15 protein-coding genes and 1 pseudogene are annotated in these 16766 nt (G+C 38.2%); 12 read left to right on the top strand and 4 right to left on the bottom strand.

From position 1 onward, the window contains the following. Window position 1 precedes the first annotated feature (1 nt). The gene (locus tag K0O23_RS20435; RefSeq protein WP_317195708.1) at window positions 2-229 is read right to left on the bottom strand and encodes a GxxExxY protein; all 228 of its coding nucleotides are present in this window, start codon (window positions 227-229) and stop codon (window positions 2-4) included. 322 nt (window positions 230-551) lie between these two features. On the opposite strand from K0O23_RS20435, the gene K0O23_RS18350 reads away from it, so the two are divergent. The 3 genes from K0O23_RS18350 to K0O23_RS18340 all read left to right on the top strand — a co-directional run bounded on the left by K0O23_RS18350 (window position 552) and on the right by K0O23_RS18340 (window position 3632). Further along, entirely contained in the window at window positions 552-1250 is a 699-nt protein-coding gene (locus K0O23_RS18350; RefSeq protein ID WP_219878914.1) for a CoA transferase subunit A, read from the top strand. An 11-nt stretch (window positions 1251-1261) separates the two neighbouring features. Further along, on the top strand, window positions 1262-1918 hold the full coding sequence (locus K0O23_RS18345; protein ID WP_219878913.1) for a CoA transferase subunit B: 657 nt from the start codon (window positions 1262-1264) through the stop codon (window positions 1916-1918). A gap of 163 nt (window positions 1919-2081) precedes the next feature. Next, window positions 2082-3632 carry a carbon-nitrogen hydrolase family protein gene (locus K0O23_RS18340; RefSeq protein WP_219878912.1) on the top strand — a complete coding sequence of 517 codons (1551 nt, stop codon included), beginning with the start codon at window positions 2082-2084 and terminating at the stop codon, window positions 3630-3632. 55 nt (window positions 3633-3687) lie between these two features. On the opposite strand, the gene K0O23_RS18335 is transcribed toward K0O23_RS18340, so the two are convergent. Further along, window positions 3688-4596, bottom strand: a complete 909-nt coding sequence (locus K0O23_RS18335; protein WP_219878911.1) for a chain length determinant protein — start codon at window positions 4594-4596, stop codon at window positions 3688-3690. Window positions 4597-5045: 449 nt separating this feature from the next. Between K0O23_RS18335 and K0O23_RS18330 the strand changes: the two genes are divergently transcribed. The 9 genes from K0O23_RS18330 (at window position 5046) to K0O23_RS18290 (ending at window position 14925) form a co-directional block, all read left to right on the top strand. Beyond that, on the top strand, window positions 5046-6356 hold the full coding sequence (locus K0O23_RS18330) for a flippase (protein ID WP_219878910.1): 1311 nt from the start codon (window positions 5046-5048) through the stop codon (window positions 6354-6356). 7 nt (window positions 6357-6363) lie between these two features. Continuing rightward, complete coding sequence (locus K0O23_RS18325) at window positions 6364-7047, top strand: FkbM family methyltransferase (RefSeq protein ID WP_219878909.1); 684 nt, start codon at window positions 6364-6366, stop codon at window positions 7045-7047. A gap of 251 nt (window positions 7048-7298) precedes the next feature. Beyond that, entirely contained in the window at window positions 7299-8237 is a 939-nt protein-coding gene (locus K0O23_RS18320; protein ID WP_219878908.1) for a nucleotide-diphospho-sugar transferase, read from the top strand. 4 nt (window positions 8238-8241) lie between these two features. Beyond that, window positions 8242-9495 carry a glycosyltransferase family 4 protein gene (locus tag K0O23_RS18315; protein ID WP_219878907.1) on the top strand — a complete coding sequence of 418 codons (1254 nt, stop codon included), beginning with the start codon at window positions 8242-8244 and terminating at the stop codon, window positions 9493-9495. Between the two features lie 200 nt (window positions 9496-9695). After that, window positions 9696-10538, top strand: a complete 843-nt coding sequence (locus tag K0O23_RS18310) for a glycosyltransferase family 2 protein (protein WP_246597207.1) — start codon at window positions 9696-9698, stop codon at window positions 10536-10538. Between the two features lie 46 nt (window positions 10539-10584). After that, complete coding sequence (locus tag K0O23_RS18305; protein WP_219878906.1) at window positions 10585-11772, top strand: O-antigen ligase family protein; 1188 nt, start codon at window positions 10585-10587, stop codon at window positions 11770-11772. After that, window positions 11738-12778 (top strand): glycosyltransferase family 4 protein, encoded by a 1041-nt coding sequence (locus K0O23_RS18300; protein ID WP_219878905.1) that lies wholly within the window; start codon window positions 11738-11740, stop codon window positions 12776-12778. The genes K0O23_RS18305 and K0O23_RS18300 overlap by 35 nt, the downstream gene beginning before the upstream one ends. 1 nt (window position 12779) lies before the next feature. Then, the gene (locus tag K0O23_RS18295; protein WP_246597206.1) at window positions 12780-13610 is read left to right on the top strand and encodes a glycosyltransferase family 2 protein; all 831 of its coding nucleotides are present in this window, start codon (window positions 12780-12782) and stop codon (window positions 13608-13610) included. Beyond that, entirely contained in the window at window positions 13600-14925 is a 1326-nt protein-coding gene (locus K0O23_RS18290; RefSeq protein WP_219878904.1) for an O-antigen ligase family protein, read from the top strand. The genes K0O23_RS18295 and K0O23_RS18290 overlap by 11 nt, the downstream gene beginning before the upstream one ends. A gap of 37 nt (window positions 14926-14962) precedes the next feature. On the opposite strand, the gene K0O23_RS18285 is transcribed toward K0O23_RS18290, so the two are convergent. Continuing rightward, complete coding sequence (locus tag K0O23_RS18285; RefSeq protein WP_246597205.1) at window positions 14963-16444, bottom strand: sugar transferase; 1482 nt, start codon at window positions 16442-16444, stop codon at window positions 14963-14965. A gap of 220 nt (window positions 16445-16664) precedes the next feature. Beyond that, window positions 16665-16766 (bottom strand): annotated as a pseudogene (locus tag K0O23_RS20620) (IS982 family transposase); the annotation flags it as partial.

The following is a 16766-nucleotide window of genomic DNA, read 5'->3' as shown; positions in this document are numbered from 1 at the left end:
ACTACCAACTAAAAAAATCTACACGCCGGATGCCAACCTGATTTTGCTTATAAATTACAGGTATCTCCACTTCTCTTGCAAAATCTAACCCCTGCTCTTCCATTTCGTACTCCAGAGACCGCTGATATATAACCTCCTGAAATCCGTTGCCTAAAGCTTTATGCACCTCCATGGCACAACCAATGATTTTCGTGGTTTCGGCAGAGTATAAGTATTGGTCTTTAATCATAACTAAAGCATGAATTACAGGATATGGTTGAGATACATGATTTCACACGTTAAATTTCAGAGTCTGTTCACTTTATTTAAAGCACTGAATTCATGCTTCATTCACACTTATCATACTCATCACAGTTAAGACACTTTTCACCTGGATTAAAACTTATTTCATACAAAAACGAAAAGCCATACATTGTATATGGCTTTTTTTCTATCTAAATTACCCAATGTAAAATTTGAAGGTTAATGTGTGTAAATGTGAAAGCACAAGTATAAGTGCGAATACTTTTTTATACATCAGCACATTAACTCATTAACACATTATTCAACCTATGATAAATAAAACTGTTAAAAATGCACAGGAGGCGCTGCAAGGCGTGCAGGATGGTATGACTTTTATGCTCGGTGGCTTCGGTTTGTGCGGCATTCCAGAAAATTCCATACAGGAGCTACTCAGACTTGGTGTAAAAGACCTAACGTGTATTTCGAACAATGCCGGCGTTGACGACTTTGGTATAGGCCTGCTGTTGCAAAAGCGTCAGGTTAAGAAGATGATATCAAGTTATGTAGGCGAGAACGCTGAGTTCGAGCGCCAATTACTTTCCGGTGAATTGGAAGTTGAGCTATTACCTCAGGGTACATTGGCAGAGCGCATACGTGCAGGCGGTGCTGGCATTCCTGCTTTCTTTACTCCTGCCGGTTACGGTACCGAGGTTGGCGAAGGCAAAGAGAGCCGTGAGTTCAACGGTAAAATGTACCTGATGGAAGAATGGCTAAAGGCAGATTTTGCTTTCGTGAAGGCCTGGAAAGGCGACACCGCCGGCAACCTGATCTATAAAGGCACTGCTCGCAATTTTAACCCCATGATGGCTACAGCCGGAAAAATTACCGTGGCAGAGGTAGAAGAACTTGTGCCGGCCGGCGAACTTGATCCGAACATGATCCATACTCCGGGCATTTACGTGCAACGCATCTTCCAGGGTGAAAAGTATGAAAAGCGTATCGAACAGCGTACAGTAAGACAGGCTTAAATCAGAACAAAATGGCTTTAGATAAAAATCAGATAGCAAAGCGAATATCAAAAGAAGTTAAGAACGGCATGTACGTTAACCTGGGCATAGGTATACCAACGCTGGTGGCAAACTACATACCGGAAGGCATTGAAGTGGTGTTGCAGTCGGAGAACGGCCTATTGGGTATGGGCCCCTTCCCTACCGAAGATCAAGTTGATGCGGATATGATTAACGCCGGAAAACAAACAATAACCACACTTCCCGGATCTTCTATTTTCAGCTCAGCCGATAGCTTTGGCATGATCCGTGGCGAACACGTGGACCTTACCATACTAGGTGCTATGGAAGTGTCGGAAGACGGTGACATAGCGAACTGGAAAATACCCGGAAAAATGGTAAAGGGCATGGGTGGTGCTATGGACCTGGTGGCATCTGCAAAAAACATTATTGTAGCCATGCAGCACACCGCACGTGACGGTTCATCTAAACTATTAAAGGAATGCTGCTTACCTATTACAGGCTTAAAGTGCGTTAGAAAGATCGTAACCGACCTGGCTGTGCTGGAGGTAGTAGATGGCGGTTTTAAACTGTTGGAGCGCGCACCTAGTGTGTCAGTAGAAGATATCAAAGCCGCTACAGAAGGCAACCTGATTGTAGAAGGCGAAATTCCTGAAATAGAAGTATAGCTTATCAGCTTATATTAAAGAAGCGCGGTAAACCAACTGCGCTTCTTTGTTTATTTACACTTTAAAAGTTATAGTACATACTTGTACTTTAGTTACATTATATCAAAACCATACTTACTACACGTATATTAGTAGCAAGTATAAATTGCGACGATAAACACACATGAGCGAAAGAAACGAAACCAGTTTTGAGCACAGGCTTTTGCTGCGCCAGCTTGAACTGAAGGACTACAAAGAAGTAAAAAACATTATGGACCTGGTGTACTCTAACATAGATGGCGCCTGGACCAGAAAAGAGTTCTCTAACCTGCTAAAGAAATTCCCTGAAGGCCAGATCTGTATCGAAGACAACGGAATTGTAATTGCAGCTGCTCTAAGTCTTATTATTGACTACGATGAGTATGGCGATAAGCACACTTACGACCAGATAATTGACAAAGGCTCTTTTAAGACACATGACCCAGAAGGCGATACCCTTTATGGCATAGATGTGTTCGTACACCCCGACTACCGCAACCTGCGCCTGGGTCGCCGGCTTTACGATGCCCGCAAAGAGATATGCGAAAAGCTAAACCTGCGCGGCATTATTGCAGGAGGCCGTATACCAGGGTATAAAAATTACGCCGACAAGCTAACACCAGCCAAGTATATTGAGATGGTTCGCAATAAAGAGCTTTCTGACCCTGTACTCTCCTTTCAGCTAAGTAACGAATTCCACGTACGTCGAATTCTGAAAGGCTACCTGCCAGACGACAGAGATTCCAGGGCCTATGCTACGCTGCTGGAATGGATTAATGTATACTATGAGGAAAAAGAGAAGCTTATTGGAGGCAAGAAAACCGTTGTGCGCATAGGTATTGTGCAATGGCAGATGCGTGCCGTTAAGTCATTAGACGACATGATGCAGCAGATCGAATTCTTCGTAGATACGGTTAGCTCTTATAAATCGGATATGGTGGTGTTTCCGGAGTTCTTTAACGCTCCGTTGATGGCCCTTGCTAACGAAGAATCTCCTTCCGAGGCAATCAGAAGTATGGCAGAGTATACCGAGGAGATTCGTGAACGAATGGTGCAGATGGCTTTATCGTACAACATTAACATCATTGCCGGAAGTATGCCGGAGTATTATGACAACAAATTATACAATGTAAGTTATCTCTGCCGCCGTGACGGCACCTATGATGCACAATATAAGCTACACGTAACACCAGATGAGTCTCATTACTGGGGTATGCGCGGAGGCCACAAGCTTAAAATATTTGACACAGACATCGGAAAAATAGGTATCCTGATCTGCTATGATGTAGAGTTCCCGGAATTGGCACGTATGCTTTCGGATATGGACATGAAGATCCTGTTTGTACCATTCTGGACAGATACAAAAAACGCTTACCTGCGGGTACGCCGTTGCGCCCAGGCACGTGCCATCGAAAACGAATGCTATGTAGCCATTACGGGTAGCGTTGGTAACCTGCCAAAGGTAGAGAACATGGATATCCAGTATTCTCAATCGGCTGTCTTCTCCCCTTCCGACTTCGCCTTCCCGCACGATGCCGTAGTTGCAGAAGCCACTCCAAATACAGAGATGACGCTTATTGCCGACCTGGATTTGGACTTACTTAAGGATTTGAATACTGCAGGTAGTGTGAGAAACCTAAAAGATAGAAGGAAAGACCTGTATAACCTGAGTTGGGTGATGCGGAAGGAAGAATAAAGTTATTAGGCATAAAAAAACCGCTACTGTTAATGGTAGCGGTTTTTTTATGTTATTAAATCAAACGCCTTTGTAAAGCATTCTCTTTTCTAACAACATACATTAGCCCTATAAAGAAAAAGGCAGCTGCCCCTATAAAAAGATACTTAAGTTTATTAGGCCCTGTTGGTTTTAATCTAGGAGAGAAGCCATTCACGACTTGAATGTTATCAAGTCTCTCTAATTCTGCTTCCATTTGTATTTGCTCCTTATACATACTTATACCTTCTCTGTAAAGGTTAGTGGGATCTATGGGTTCGCCATAAACAAATCCATTTACAGGACCTCGAGGAGAGGTAACAGTCATTTTAATACTATCAAGAGAGGTAATTTCGTTTTTAAGCTTGCTTATCATGCTTTCAACCCGACGCTGCTTTATTCTTTTCTGCTTAGAGAAATAACGGTTATTTTCAAGATAATTGGCTATAGCTGGCTCCATCGAAGTAAATGCCTCATTATCATACAAAGACAACTCTATCTTAAATGGCGAACCTGTAAGTATACTGTCTTCTGAAATTCTTTCCTGGTCCAGGTTAGTAAACTTCATATTTTTGATCTGGCTGGCAGTAACTACGCTCACATCTAATCTGGTAGCAACTTCTTCAAAGTTGTTATCCTCAATCATACCAGAAAGTTTTAACAACTGGTCTTCAACAAACTCATTCCTTATCTCTGAAAGCACAAGAGTCATGGATGAGGTGTAATATGGTTTAGTTACATAATACAGGAGATAACCAACACCAGCACCAACAACCAAAAATAACAGCATTACTAACATGTTTGCTTTAGCTGCATGGATAGTAAAAGCAATTTTGTCGCCAATCTTCTTGAAAAAGCGTGTTAAATAATTAAAAACGATTGTTAAGTCAATCTCATCTTTGTGTTTTGACATTTGCTTAAACTCCTGCTCTTCTAACTGTTGCATGCTTTAAATTTTTGCCAAATATACAGCTAAAGTTTCAGAAGCAATAATAGACTTATTCAATTGCACTAAATTAAATAAGCTTTAGGCAGGCTAGCCTTTTTCTTAAATAAACTAAATAATTGTGCGAATATCTCTGTACACTACTATATAGTTCAAGTACTGGCTCTGCTCCCAAGCAAAGCATAACTTTTTGGTTTTCAACATGCTGTTATTACACAATAGGAGTTGTGATAAGTTAAAGTTAAATTACAAAATATTGATCTTTATATATTTTATCTACAGACTAACCAAGGATACTCATTCTAAACAAAGTCTGCTCCCGCCCCAATTAAACACTCTTTAGTTTTGCTGAAGGATATCGCAAATTAATTAGCTTGTATCAACTGCTTAAAAAGCAATATTGATTTGTACATTTGCAGCTAGATTATCGCAGCAAGTACACGTCCTAAATGACCTCATTGATTCTCAAGCTTATTAACACAAATTCAGGCAAGATCCTAAATAACATTATCTGGTTACTTTTAGATAAAGGTGTTAAGATGGTTTTAGGGCTATTTATCGGTATCTGGATTGCAAGGTATCTGGGGCCTGAACAATTTGGTAAACTAAATTATGGACAGGCTTTTGTGGCTATTTTTTCCTCTCTAGTAAATCTGGGGTTAGATACTACTCTTGTAAAAGAATTTGTAAGCAAAGATTTTGCAGAGAATAAGCTAATTGGAACAGGGTTTTTGCTTCGTTTGTATGGAGCAGTTGTAGGTATTTTATTGGCAGTATTAACAGCATTAATGCTTGAATTTAATACAGACCAACTTTCCTTTCTTATTATAACTGCGCTCAGCATCGGGTTAATTTTTCAGGCAGTAGATGTTATCGATTTATATTTACAGGCTCACTTAAAATCAAGGATATCAGTAATCATTAAGAATTTATCCTACCTGTTTTCTTCTATATTCAAAGTATACCTTATCATATATAATTTCCCGGTCATATACTTTGCAATAGCAATTGTATTTGATTTAGGGCTAGCGTCTATTCTAATGTTAATTTATTCTAATAAAAAATTAGCAATAAACTTAAAAGATTGGATGTGGGATTTGGTAGTTGCAAAGACTTTGCTAAAAACCAGCTGGCCTTTGATCATTTCAGGGCTTACTGTTATTATGTATATGAGAATGGATCAAATAATGCTAAAAAACTATTTAGGGTCTTTTGCTGTTGGCAATTACTCTGCAGCTGCCAGGGTTACTGAGCTGTTTTTTATTTTGCCCATGGTCATTTCCAACTCTGTTTTCCCTTCACTGGTTAAATGCAAAGATGATATACTTTTATACCGTAATAGGTTAATCAAACTTTATAGTACTCTTATTTATATCAGTATCTTATTATCCATTTCTATCCTGTTCTTCAGCAATTACATTATTAATATCCTATATGGGCAGCAGTATCAAGATGCAGTATCCGTTTTAAATATACATATTTGGTCTAGTATATTTGTATTTATAGGAGTTGCTAGTAGTCAGCAACTGGTGCTCGAAGGGCGGTCAAGTATATCACTTTACAGAACTGTTTTGGGATTAGCCACAAACCTTATATTAAATATTATACTTATACCAACTTATGGCATAAAAGGTGCGGCATTTGCGACATTGGTTTCATATGCTGTCTCTTCTTTCTTTAGCAACTTCTTGTTTAAAAGTACAAGAGGAATAATATATTTGTATTTAAGATCTTTATTACCATTTAAGAAAACAAACTAACTTTATAATGATTGAAAAAGCGTTTCGATTATTTCGCAAAGTCAAAGATTTAAGATTTGGCAGAATATCATACTCTCAGGAAGCTGAGGACCTCATACTTGAAAGAATTTTTGAATTCTACCAAAGTGGTTTCTACGTTGATGTAGGTGCCCATCATCCGAAAAGATTCTCTAATACCTATCTATTTTATAAAAAAGGATGGAACGGTATTAATATTGATGCGATGCCTAACAGTATGCGATTGTTCAATAAAATCAGGCCGAAAGATATTAACCTGGAGTTAGGTGTGTCTCAATCAAAAAAATCTCTATTGTATTACATGTTTGATGAGCCAGCGCTTAACGGCTTTAGCGAAAATGTATCAGAAGATAGAAACAAGAATACATCTTATAAAATTATAGGAAAGCAGGAGATTTCCACGTTGCCTCTCTCTGAAATATTGAATCAATATGTAGAAGGCGATCAGGCAATCACATTTCTATCTATTGATGTAGAAGGACTTGATTTAGAAGTTTTAAAATCAAATGATTGGAATAAATACAGACCTGAGATCATACTTGACGAAATCCTCCATTCAAGAGTAGAAGACATACTTAATTCTGAAATCAACTTATACTTGCAGGAAAAGAACTACGCTTTTTACTGTAAAACTCCGAATACTGTATTTTATAAAAACATCGCCTCTAATTAATCGCTTGGTGCCAGCAAACTGATAATGTAGTACTAGAAAAAATAGTTTGAAGCCTCAAAGCAAATGATACTGTTTATATAGTGAGCATTTGTTTCGATGTTTGTCTTTCGTTGAACTACATCCTGTTATTTACTTAGGCACTCATACTTTTTGAACTTTATTCCGGCTTTCTTAAATATCTCCTTAAAGGAGCATATATTTAAGGATAATCTTGAATTTTAAACTTTCATTAAATTGAAAGAATATCTCTAATGAATAACAACTATAATTCACCCCTCTCATCTGCCCTAAATACCCCTGTACTTTTTATTGTTTTTAATCGCTTAGGTACAACCAAAGAGGTATTTAGCGCCATACGAGAAGCCAAGCCGACCAGGCTTTACGTTGCCGCTGACGGCCCCAGGGAGAGCAGACCCGGTGAAGACAAAAAGGTACAGGCCGTACGTGAATTTATATTAGAGAATGTTGACTGGAAATGTGAGGTTAAAACGCTCTTCAGGGATCAAAACCTAGGCTGCGGCAATGCAGTAAGTGGAGCCATATCGTGGTTATTTGAGCATGAAGAAATGGGAATCATTCTAGAAGATGATTGCTTGCCCAGCCAGAGCTTTTTTACATTTGCTGAAGAAGCTTTGATAAAATTTAAAGACCACGAAAACATTTATGGCATTACCGGGGACTATCGTGGTCCAGTAAATCCCGAAATTGCTCACAACATATCTTTAATCAGTTTCCCTTTAATCTGGGGATGGGCAACCTGGCGCCGTGTTTGGCAAAACTATGATAAAAGCATGGCAGGTTGGACTGGAACTATTAACGACCTACCCAAACTTAAAAATGCTTCTAGAGATACTAAAAGATACTTCCAGAGATCGTTTAGCAAAACTGCCGCTGGTGAAATAAATACCTGGGATTACCAACTCTCTTTCCAGATCCTTAAAAACAATGGAAGCTTTATTTCTCCCAACCTCAATATGATCTCAAATATTGGGTACGGTGAAGACTCTACACACCTAGTTAATTTTGACCCAGCCAATAATGGGTTGCCAATACACGAGGTTAAAGTAGATTTGAGCAAATTTGTAGATAATGGGTATGATGCCTGGCTTTGCAGAAATGCATTTAATCGTAAGTCTGTACCAGTTAGGGTTATAAATAAGTTAAAACGCGTCGTTTCTGGGAAGAAGTAAGTAGATGAAAGTAGTACACGTTAACACTTCAGATACACAGGGAGGCGCAGCTCGCGCTGCCTCTAGATTGCATCAAGCACTACTTGAGGTAAATGTAGATAGCTTAATGCTTGTACAAACAAAGTCTGGAGATGATTTTACAATTCAAGGCCCTCAAACTAATTTACAAAAAGCTGCAGCTGTTTTACGTCCATTTTTAGATAGGCTGCCAACCAGAAAGTATAATGCATCTGCCAGCTTACCATTTTCACCTTCGTGGGTGCCATTTAGTGGTGTAGCAGAAAGAATTAATGCATTAGGCCCCGATATAGTTCATCTGCATTGGATTGCCAACGGTATGATGAGCATAGAAGAAATAGCGCAAATCAAAGCACCAATAGTTTGGTCTTTGCATGATAGTTGGGCCTTTACAGGAGGTTGTCATGTGAGATTTGATTGCGAAAAGTATATACAGGGTTGTGGTGCATGTCCGGTTTTAGGATCTGATAGACAAAATGATTTAAGTAAAGCCATTTTTGACAGGAAGAGCAGGACTTATTCCAAAATCAAAAATTTAACTGTTACAGGCCCTAGTCGCTGGCTCTCTAAATGCGCCTCTGAAAGTTTATTATTCAAAAACAGGAAAGTAGTAACGCTACCTATTCCACTTGACACAGATACTTTTTCGCCTGTTGAAAAAGGTAATGCAAGGAGAATATTAAACCTCCCATCTGACAGAAAGCTAGTTCTATTTGGCGCAAAAAACGGAACGGAAGATGTTAACAAGGGTTTTAAACAACTGATAGAAGCTCTAGACAAAATAGAGAACAATAATGTAGAATTATTGATTTTCGGCAGCAGTAAACCCAAAAATCCAACAGATTTTAAGTTTAAGGCCAATTATATTGGTAGTTTACATGATAATGTTTCTCTAAAGCTTCTTTACAGCGCAGCAGATGTAATGGTTGTGCCTAGTATACAGGAGGCTTTTGGGCAAACTGCGTCTGAATCACTAAGCTGTGGTACACCTGTAGTTGCCTTTGGAGCAACAGGATTGTTAGATATTGTTGATCATCAATCCAACGGCTATCTTGCAGCGAATTACAATACTAATGATCTAGCAAAAGGAATCGATTGGGTATTATCTCATCCTGACTATTCTGAATTAAGCTTTAATGCACGCCAGAAAGTGCTAAAATCTTTTGATTCTAAGATCATAGTACACGATTATATCAGGCTTTACAACGATATAATTTCAGAATCTATACAAAGGGCGTAGTCTTGCTTATTTAACCGGATCTAAGTAACGTCAGCACAAGATTTGGATTATCTAGTCTTAATCTAACTTCTAATTAATTTAAATTGGGTAGGACAAACTTAAAGGTAATAGCTTTCAACGTCAGCTTTAATCATTCTACCCCATTTAAGTCGATCTTCCTAAATTTGTACATCTACTTTCGCTTTATCTACTTGTAACTAATGAATAAATCACCCGAAGGAGGCTACCGCTTAAATAAAGAAAATAAAACGCTAACAGACAGGATTCTTGTATCTGTTGTAACGATTGTTTACAATGGTGATCAGTTTCTGGAGCAAACTATTTTAAGTGTATTAAATCAGACTTATACCAACATAGAATATATCATTGTTGATGGAGGATCTAAGGACAATACTCTAGAAATCATCAGAAAGTATGAAGATAAAATAGCATACTGGAAAAGTGAACCAGACAAAGGCATCAGTGATGCTTTTAATAAAGGAATTGAGTTGGCAACCGGCACACTGGTAGGCATTTTAAATGCAGATGATTGGCTCGAACCAGATGCTATAGCAGCTGTAGTAGCAAATTACAAGCCGGGATGTGTTCTCCATGGCAATATGCAGTACTGGAACCCTGACGGTAGTAAAGGGATGCATGTAATGCCAAACGCTGCCTTACTTCCAATAGAAATGACTATTAACCATCCTACAGTATTTATCGATATAGAGACTTATAATAGATTTGGCGCCTTCAGTACTGACTATAGACTTGCAATGGATTATCACCTTCTTTTAAGGCTGTACAAATCTAACGTTTCGTTTATACATGTAGATAAAACTATAGCTAATATGCGCTCTGGCGGTGCATCAGGTAATTGGGTCAATAGTTATATTGAAGTTAGAAAAGCAAAGGATGAGATTCTTGGAAAGAGCCTTAACCATGTGCTTACATATTATTGGCAAGTACTACGCAGGCATACTTCTGAAACTATTGCAGACTCGCCCTTATCTTTCATAAATAAAATTTACCGTAGGTATTTTTCCCCTATGAGAAAACTGTAAGCCGCATAAATACTTTATCTTTGTATTTTGGTTTAATGTAAAACTTTTGGAATCAACTTTTTATATTAGAAACAGATCATTAAAGCTAAACAGCAATTATTTTATATTGATTCTGCTTTGCTTTGGTGCTCTATTTATTAAAAACCCTAAATTTTTTGGTATTGCGATAACCGATATCTCTATACTTTTAGGAACACTGATCGCTTTTACTTACCGCTATCCTGCAAAGGCTAGAATCTCAACTTTAGCACTGCTATCAATAATTCTGTTATTAATACTTTATGTCGGTATAGGGGTATTTAAAGTACCTGATAAAGTAATATTCCTAAAATATTATGCCCGCATCTTAAAGTCTTTTTTAGTAGGCATTCTTGGTTATATTTTTTTTATCAGGCTTAATACAGAACTACAACTACGCATATTAAAATTCTTCTTTTACTTAGCTGTTGTTTCCATCATCCTGGATACTATATACTCGTTATATTATTTTAGTACGCGGGAATATGTAAACGTTTGGGCACTTTATAGTTCTTTGAAAGTAAGTTACCTGTATGCTGACAAAAATATGGTAGCCTTTACTATATCCATGTTAATGGTTATTTCCTATAGATTTTTGGATAAGAAGTATTTGTTCCTATTGTTGTTCCTCACCATTATCTCATTATCCAGAAGTGGAATTCTTATTAATTCTTTAATTCTCTTTTACATTATGGGCTTTAAGCTGATAAAGCCATCTGTGCTTATTATCCTGATCTCTACCCTTGTAGTAACAATAGGCTTGGTTTATGCATTGGATTTGAGTCAAATGTTTATAGACCGCCTTAGCCTGAATCAAGATTTAAGTATGTCAGGCCGCTTGGGGCTGCAAAGAATGGGCTTAAATATGTGGCTGGATTCTCCTTTGACAGGTAAAGGACTTAGTGGATACGAGCAATATTTCTATAACTACTTCAAAGGTGGAGAACATACTCCTTTCCCTCATAATCTATTTATCTACATATTAGCAGAACTAGGACTTTTGGGCTTTATTTTGCTAACAATAATTCTCATGGTGATCTGGCATAAATTAAACAAAAAAGGGTTAGGCATGCTTGTATTGGCATATTTGATGTTTGGTATGTTTTTGTTTAATCTTACTGAGTACCACTTCTTCTTCCTGATTGGATTACTATTAGCCTATAACTCCAAATCTTATCAACTTGAAAATCGCATACATTCTACCATCCCTTGCTAATAAAGGACCAATACTAGTTGCTAAAGACTTAGTAACTTTTCTGAAAGACAAGGCCGATATAACAGTATTCTATTTTGATTCAATTGAAGAAGTAGATTTTGAATGTCCCACCATCAAAATCAGTCTTTTTAATAGTGTTAATTTTTCAGAATTTGACATTGTACATTCACACATGCTTAGGCCTGATGCTTTCTTATATTTAAATAGAAAAAAAATTACCGGAAAGTGTGTTAGTACATTACACAGTTATGTGGAGATGGACCTGAAAAATACGCACAATAGTATTGTATCATACCTGTTTACCAAGATATGGAGTCACTTGCTGTCCAAACATGATAAGCTCGTAGCGTTATCTCTGCATATGCAGGAGTACTATAGAAATTTGTATAGCAATAAAAAGCTAACATATATCTATAATGGTAGAGAGCTTGACACCAAGGCTATCTCAACCATTCCTGACGAAGACCTGAAAAGAATTAATCTATTTAAAGGTGATTCAATGTTGCTGGGTGTATCAGCTTTGCTTACAGAAAGAAAAGGAATTGATCAGAGTATCCGACTGTTGGCCAGAATGCCCAATCTTAAGCTATTAATAGTAGGCGATGGGCCCGCTAAAAGGCAACTGCTCAAGTTAGCTCACGAGCTAAAGGTAACAACTAGATGTCTTTTTTTAGGTTACAGAAAAGAGGGTCACCGTTATTACAGTTTGTTTGATATTTATACCATGACCTCGCGATCTGAAGGATTTCCATTGGCTTTGATAGAAGCTGCTGCTTACGGTATTCCTACATTAGCATCTGATTTGCCAGTGTTCCAGGAGACTTTCAGTACCAGCGAAGTCAGCTTTTACAAATTAGATGATATAGACTCCATGCAGAAAGCAATCGAGTACCTGATTACAAACAGGAAAAGTTTTAGTGAAAATATCCTCTGTAAGTATAAGCTAAACTATACTGCACAAGAGATGGCTTCTAATTACTATAACCTATATAAACAGTTAGTATAAGTTGAAATATCAAATAACAGCCTCCATTGTAACTTATAACAACAACAGGGAGGTTCTACTGCAGGCCATTAACAGCTTTCTTGATACATCGTTAGAGATACACCTGATCCTGGTAGATAACTCACCGGCGAATACCCTGTGTGACATAACTTCTGACAGTCGTGTAACTTATATCTTTAACAATGCCAACTTAGGTTTTGGGGCTGCTCATAATATTGCAATCCGACAGGCACAGAAACTGTCAGAGTACCATATCGTGCTAAACCCAGATGTATACTTTAACAAAGGTACTATTGAAAAACTTTACCAGTACATGAACCAGAAATCTGGAGTTGGCCTGGTAATGCCAAAAGTTTTATATCCGGATAACTCTATTCAATATCTCTGTAAGCTATTACCAACTCCCAAAGACCTTTTTCTAAGGCGCTTTATGAAAGGGAATAAGGATGCATTGGACAAAAGAAACCAGATTTTTGAGCTCAGGTTCACGAATTACACAAATGAAATGAGTGTTCCGTATCTATCAGGTTGCTTTATGTTTCTCAGGTGCTCAATTTTAGAGGAGGTTGGCTTGTTTGATGAGCGAATTTTTATGTATTCAGAGGATCTTGACTTATCGCGCCGGATACACCAGAAATATGACACAAAGTTCTATCCTGAAGCTATGATTTACCACCATTTTGCGAAAGGATCCCATAAAAGCCTGAAACTCCTTTGGTACGCCATTCAAGGCAACATCATATATTTTAATAAGTGGGGATGGTTCTCTGACCGGGAGAGAGACAGTATAAACGAAGCTGCTTTAGAGAAACTTGAGGCCGATGTTAAGTGAGAAAAACAAAATCCTGATAGCTGGTATAGGAATAGCGATACTGGCTGCAGCGGCACCGCTTTCTACCAAGCTTACCAGCATCGTAAGCATCCTGCTCGTGCTTGCCTGGATTCTGGAAGGTAAATGGAGATTTAAATGGCAGGCAATTAAAAAGAACTACCTTCTATTAATTTTCATTTGTTTTTACCTGCTCCATATAATTGGCCTACTTTATACACAAGATGTAAATAGCGGTCTCTTTGACCTTGAAAAGAAACTCTCTTTAATCTTACTACCTTTAATTATCGGCAGCAGCATGCTGCTTAGGGAGGATAAGCATTTAAGAGAACGGCTACATACCTGGTTTGTGGTATCTTGCTTTGCAGCTATACTTTTTTGTCTGGGCCACGGTTTTTACCGTTATCTGGCAGAAATTCCTCCGGTTTCGTCTGTATACGGTGGCTTTGAGGCAACCCAGCAATTTCGTACAACGCATAGTGGCGCATCCGGTATCTGGGAATATATCACCTATTCAGAACTGTTGCTGCCCCTTGGCACACATCCCACCTACATGGCTATATACCTGCTAATGTGCATAAGCATACTTATAGAGAAGGTTTCTTATTTTCAGCAATACAAAAAACGACAGCATTTATTTCTACACCTTATGCTATTAGTATTTTTTACAGTAGCAATTTTCCTTCTTGCGTCAAGGGTGGCTATTATACTCTATGTTCTTGTTATTAGCTTCTATTTGTTCAAATTTTTCCGAAAACAGCTTTCCTGGAGATTAATCTTACCGATTGGTGTTGCTTCTGTGATTGCTCTTGCAGTACTAGTCAATTATGTTCCGGTTGTTAAACATCGTTTCGTCAACGATTTTACAATGCTAGGCCAGTCGCACAGCACTGATAATCCGGGTACGGGCATGTCAATGCGTATTGCTTTTTGGAAAACAGCACTTGCTGTATTAGAAAAATACCCAACCATTGGTGTAGGAACTGGAGACTTAGAAGAAGCTATGAGTGTTGAGTATATAAACAACGAATTAAGCGACCTTCAAGGCTATAATCCCCATAACCAATATCTACAGACAGGCATTATGCTCGGTATTACAGGTGTTGCTCTGCTGCTTCTGTTACTGCTCTACCCTTTGGTTATGGCCTTGCGCAGAGGCGATAGCATCTATATTGTTTTTATACTCATCGTGTCAGTGTCCTTTCTCACAGAGTCTGTACTTCAGTCAAATAAAGGTATTGTATTTTTTGCCCTGTTCAACTCAGTGTACTTTATAACCACTAAATACATAAAACAAGAAAGGGTTGGCAGCAATTAAAATGCGACCAACCCTCATTCATTTTCTAATATCAGAACTACATTCCTTTAAATCTAACCACAACGCTTATCGTTTTAAGCAGCACCTTTACGTCCATCATAATAGACCTGTTCTTAAGGTAATACAGGTCATACTGCACCTTCATCAAAGCATCTTCGGAGTTAGACCCATACTTGTAAATGGCTTGTGCCCATCCTGTAATGCCAGGTTTAGCCAAATGACGGGTATCATAGAATGGAATTTCTTTTTTTAACTGCTCCACGAAGACAGGGCGCTCAGGTCTTGGTCCAATAAGGCTCATATCTCCCTTTAGTACGCTCCAGGCCTGTGGCAATTCGTCTATCCTGGACCTGCGTAAAATCTTACCTACTTTTGTGATTCGGTTATCGTTCTTTTGAGCCCAGGCAGCACCGTTTTTCTCTGCATCAACCACCATGGAGCGGAACTTTGTAATTTTAAATGTTTTACCGTAAAGGCCAACACGTTCCTGACTATAGAAAAGCGGACCTTTGCTGCCAATAAGGTTGGCTAAATAAACAAACGGAATAAAGAAAGCACAAACTGTTACACCAGCGATACCAAACATAACATCCAATGTTCTGGAAAAGAACAAGTAGGCAGTTCTAAACTGGTTTCTGTTGTAAGGAAAAGCTAAGCTAAAATCTCTGGCTGTATTATGTACAAGCACACGTCCTGTTATATTTTCATAAAAATCAGGAAGCGCCGTAACAGCAATACCTCTTTTGCGGCAATTAGTTAATGCTCGCAAAGATTCCGCATTATTTTCTTTATGGCTTGATTCATCGACAATAATTTCATCGATCTTCAATCGTTTAGCCAGCTTGGCAAGGTTTGATGTACCATTGATGATGCGCACTCCCTTATATAGCGTATTAGCATTATCCTCGTCTATTACCCCAACAATTTTGTACCCCAGATGATAGTTGAAAATATCACCGTTTGCGAACACATCAATTAGCGCATTGCTAGACCAGCCTGACCCCACAATAAGTATACGCTTTAAGAAAAGAGGCCTGTCCAGCAAGCGGGAATAAGCATACCTCCAGATGGTGAGTGAGGCTAATAGGTTAAAGTAAAATAGAAAGATAAGTAATCGGGATGGCAATGGTGGAGTAAACCAGGGTATAAACACATAACTGATAACAGTAAGTGTAGCCGCTATAAAAAGATATTTTACTGTAGAATAAAAGTTATTGATGTTCTCCAGGTTATAGAGGTCAAAAACGTAGGAGAAAAAACTCCATAAGAGGGTAATAGAGATAAAATACGTGTAGTATTGCTTTATCATCTGGCTTAAATTTAGCCCTGGTTCTATACCTAGGCAATAAATGAAAGCAGCTAATAATACTAACGACAAGTCCAGCGTAAATAGCAGATACTTACGATCATTTATTTCAAATGACAAGACTCTCTTATCCACTAAAAATGTTATAAGCTTTAAATAAAGTGGATTACTTACGTAGTTTGTTTCCTTTAGTTTGGTGGCGCTAATGTTCATTGTGTTACTTTAATATTACCTCTATTAAAAGCATTCTAATCTAACTAACATAAGACCCTCTGCATCATAAAAGGGTTGCATGCCGGATTTAAATATTATGCTCTGAATAGAGTTACTGGGATGATGCGCGAAAATAGAGTATTTTTTTAGTATTACAAAAGGATACAGTGTAACTAAAGTATAAAAGTATTAAAACATGCTAATTAACTCAAGTTGCGAGCTACTCAATTACTTGAGCTAGCGTGTAGGCGAAGATAAAGAGGATTAGCTTTAGGATGAATCCTTCGGCTGTGACGGCATGGATCTTCCTGGGGAAGAAGCC

The sequence above is a fragment of the Pontibacter aydingkolensis genome, from assembly GCF_019443125.1.
GTDB lineage: Bacteria > Bacteroidota > Bacteroidia > Cytophagales > Hymenobacteraceae > Pontibacter > Pontibacter aydingkolensis.
The sequence above is the reverse complement of the archived record's forward strand: the minus strand, read 5'-3'. Positions and strand labels throughout refer to the sequence as shown.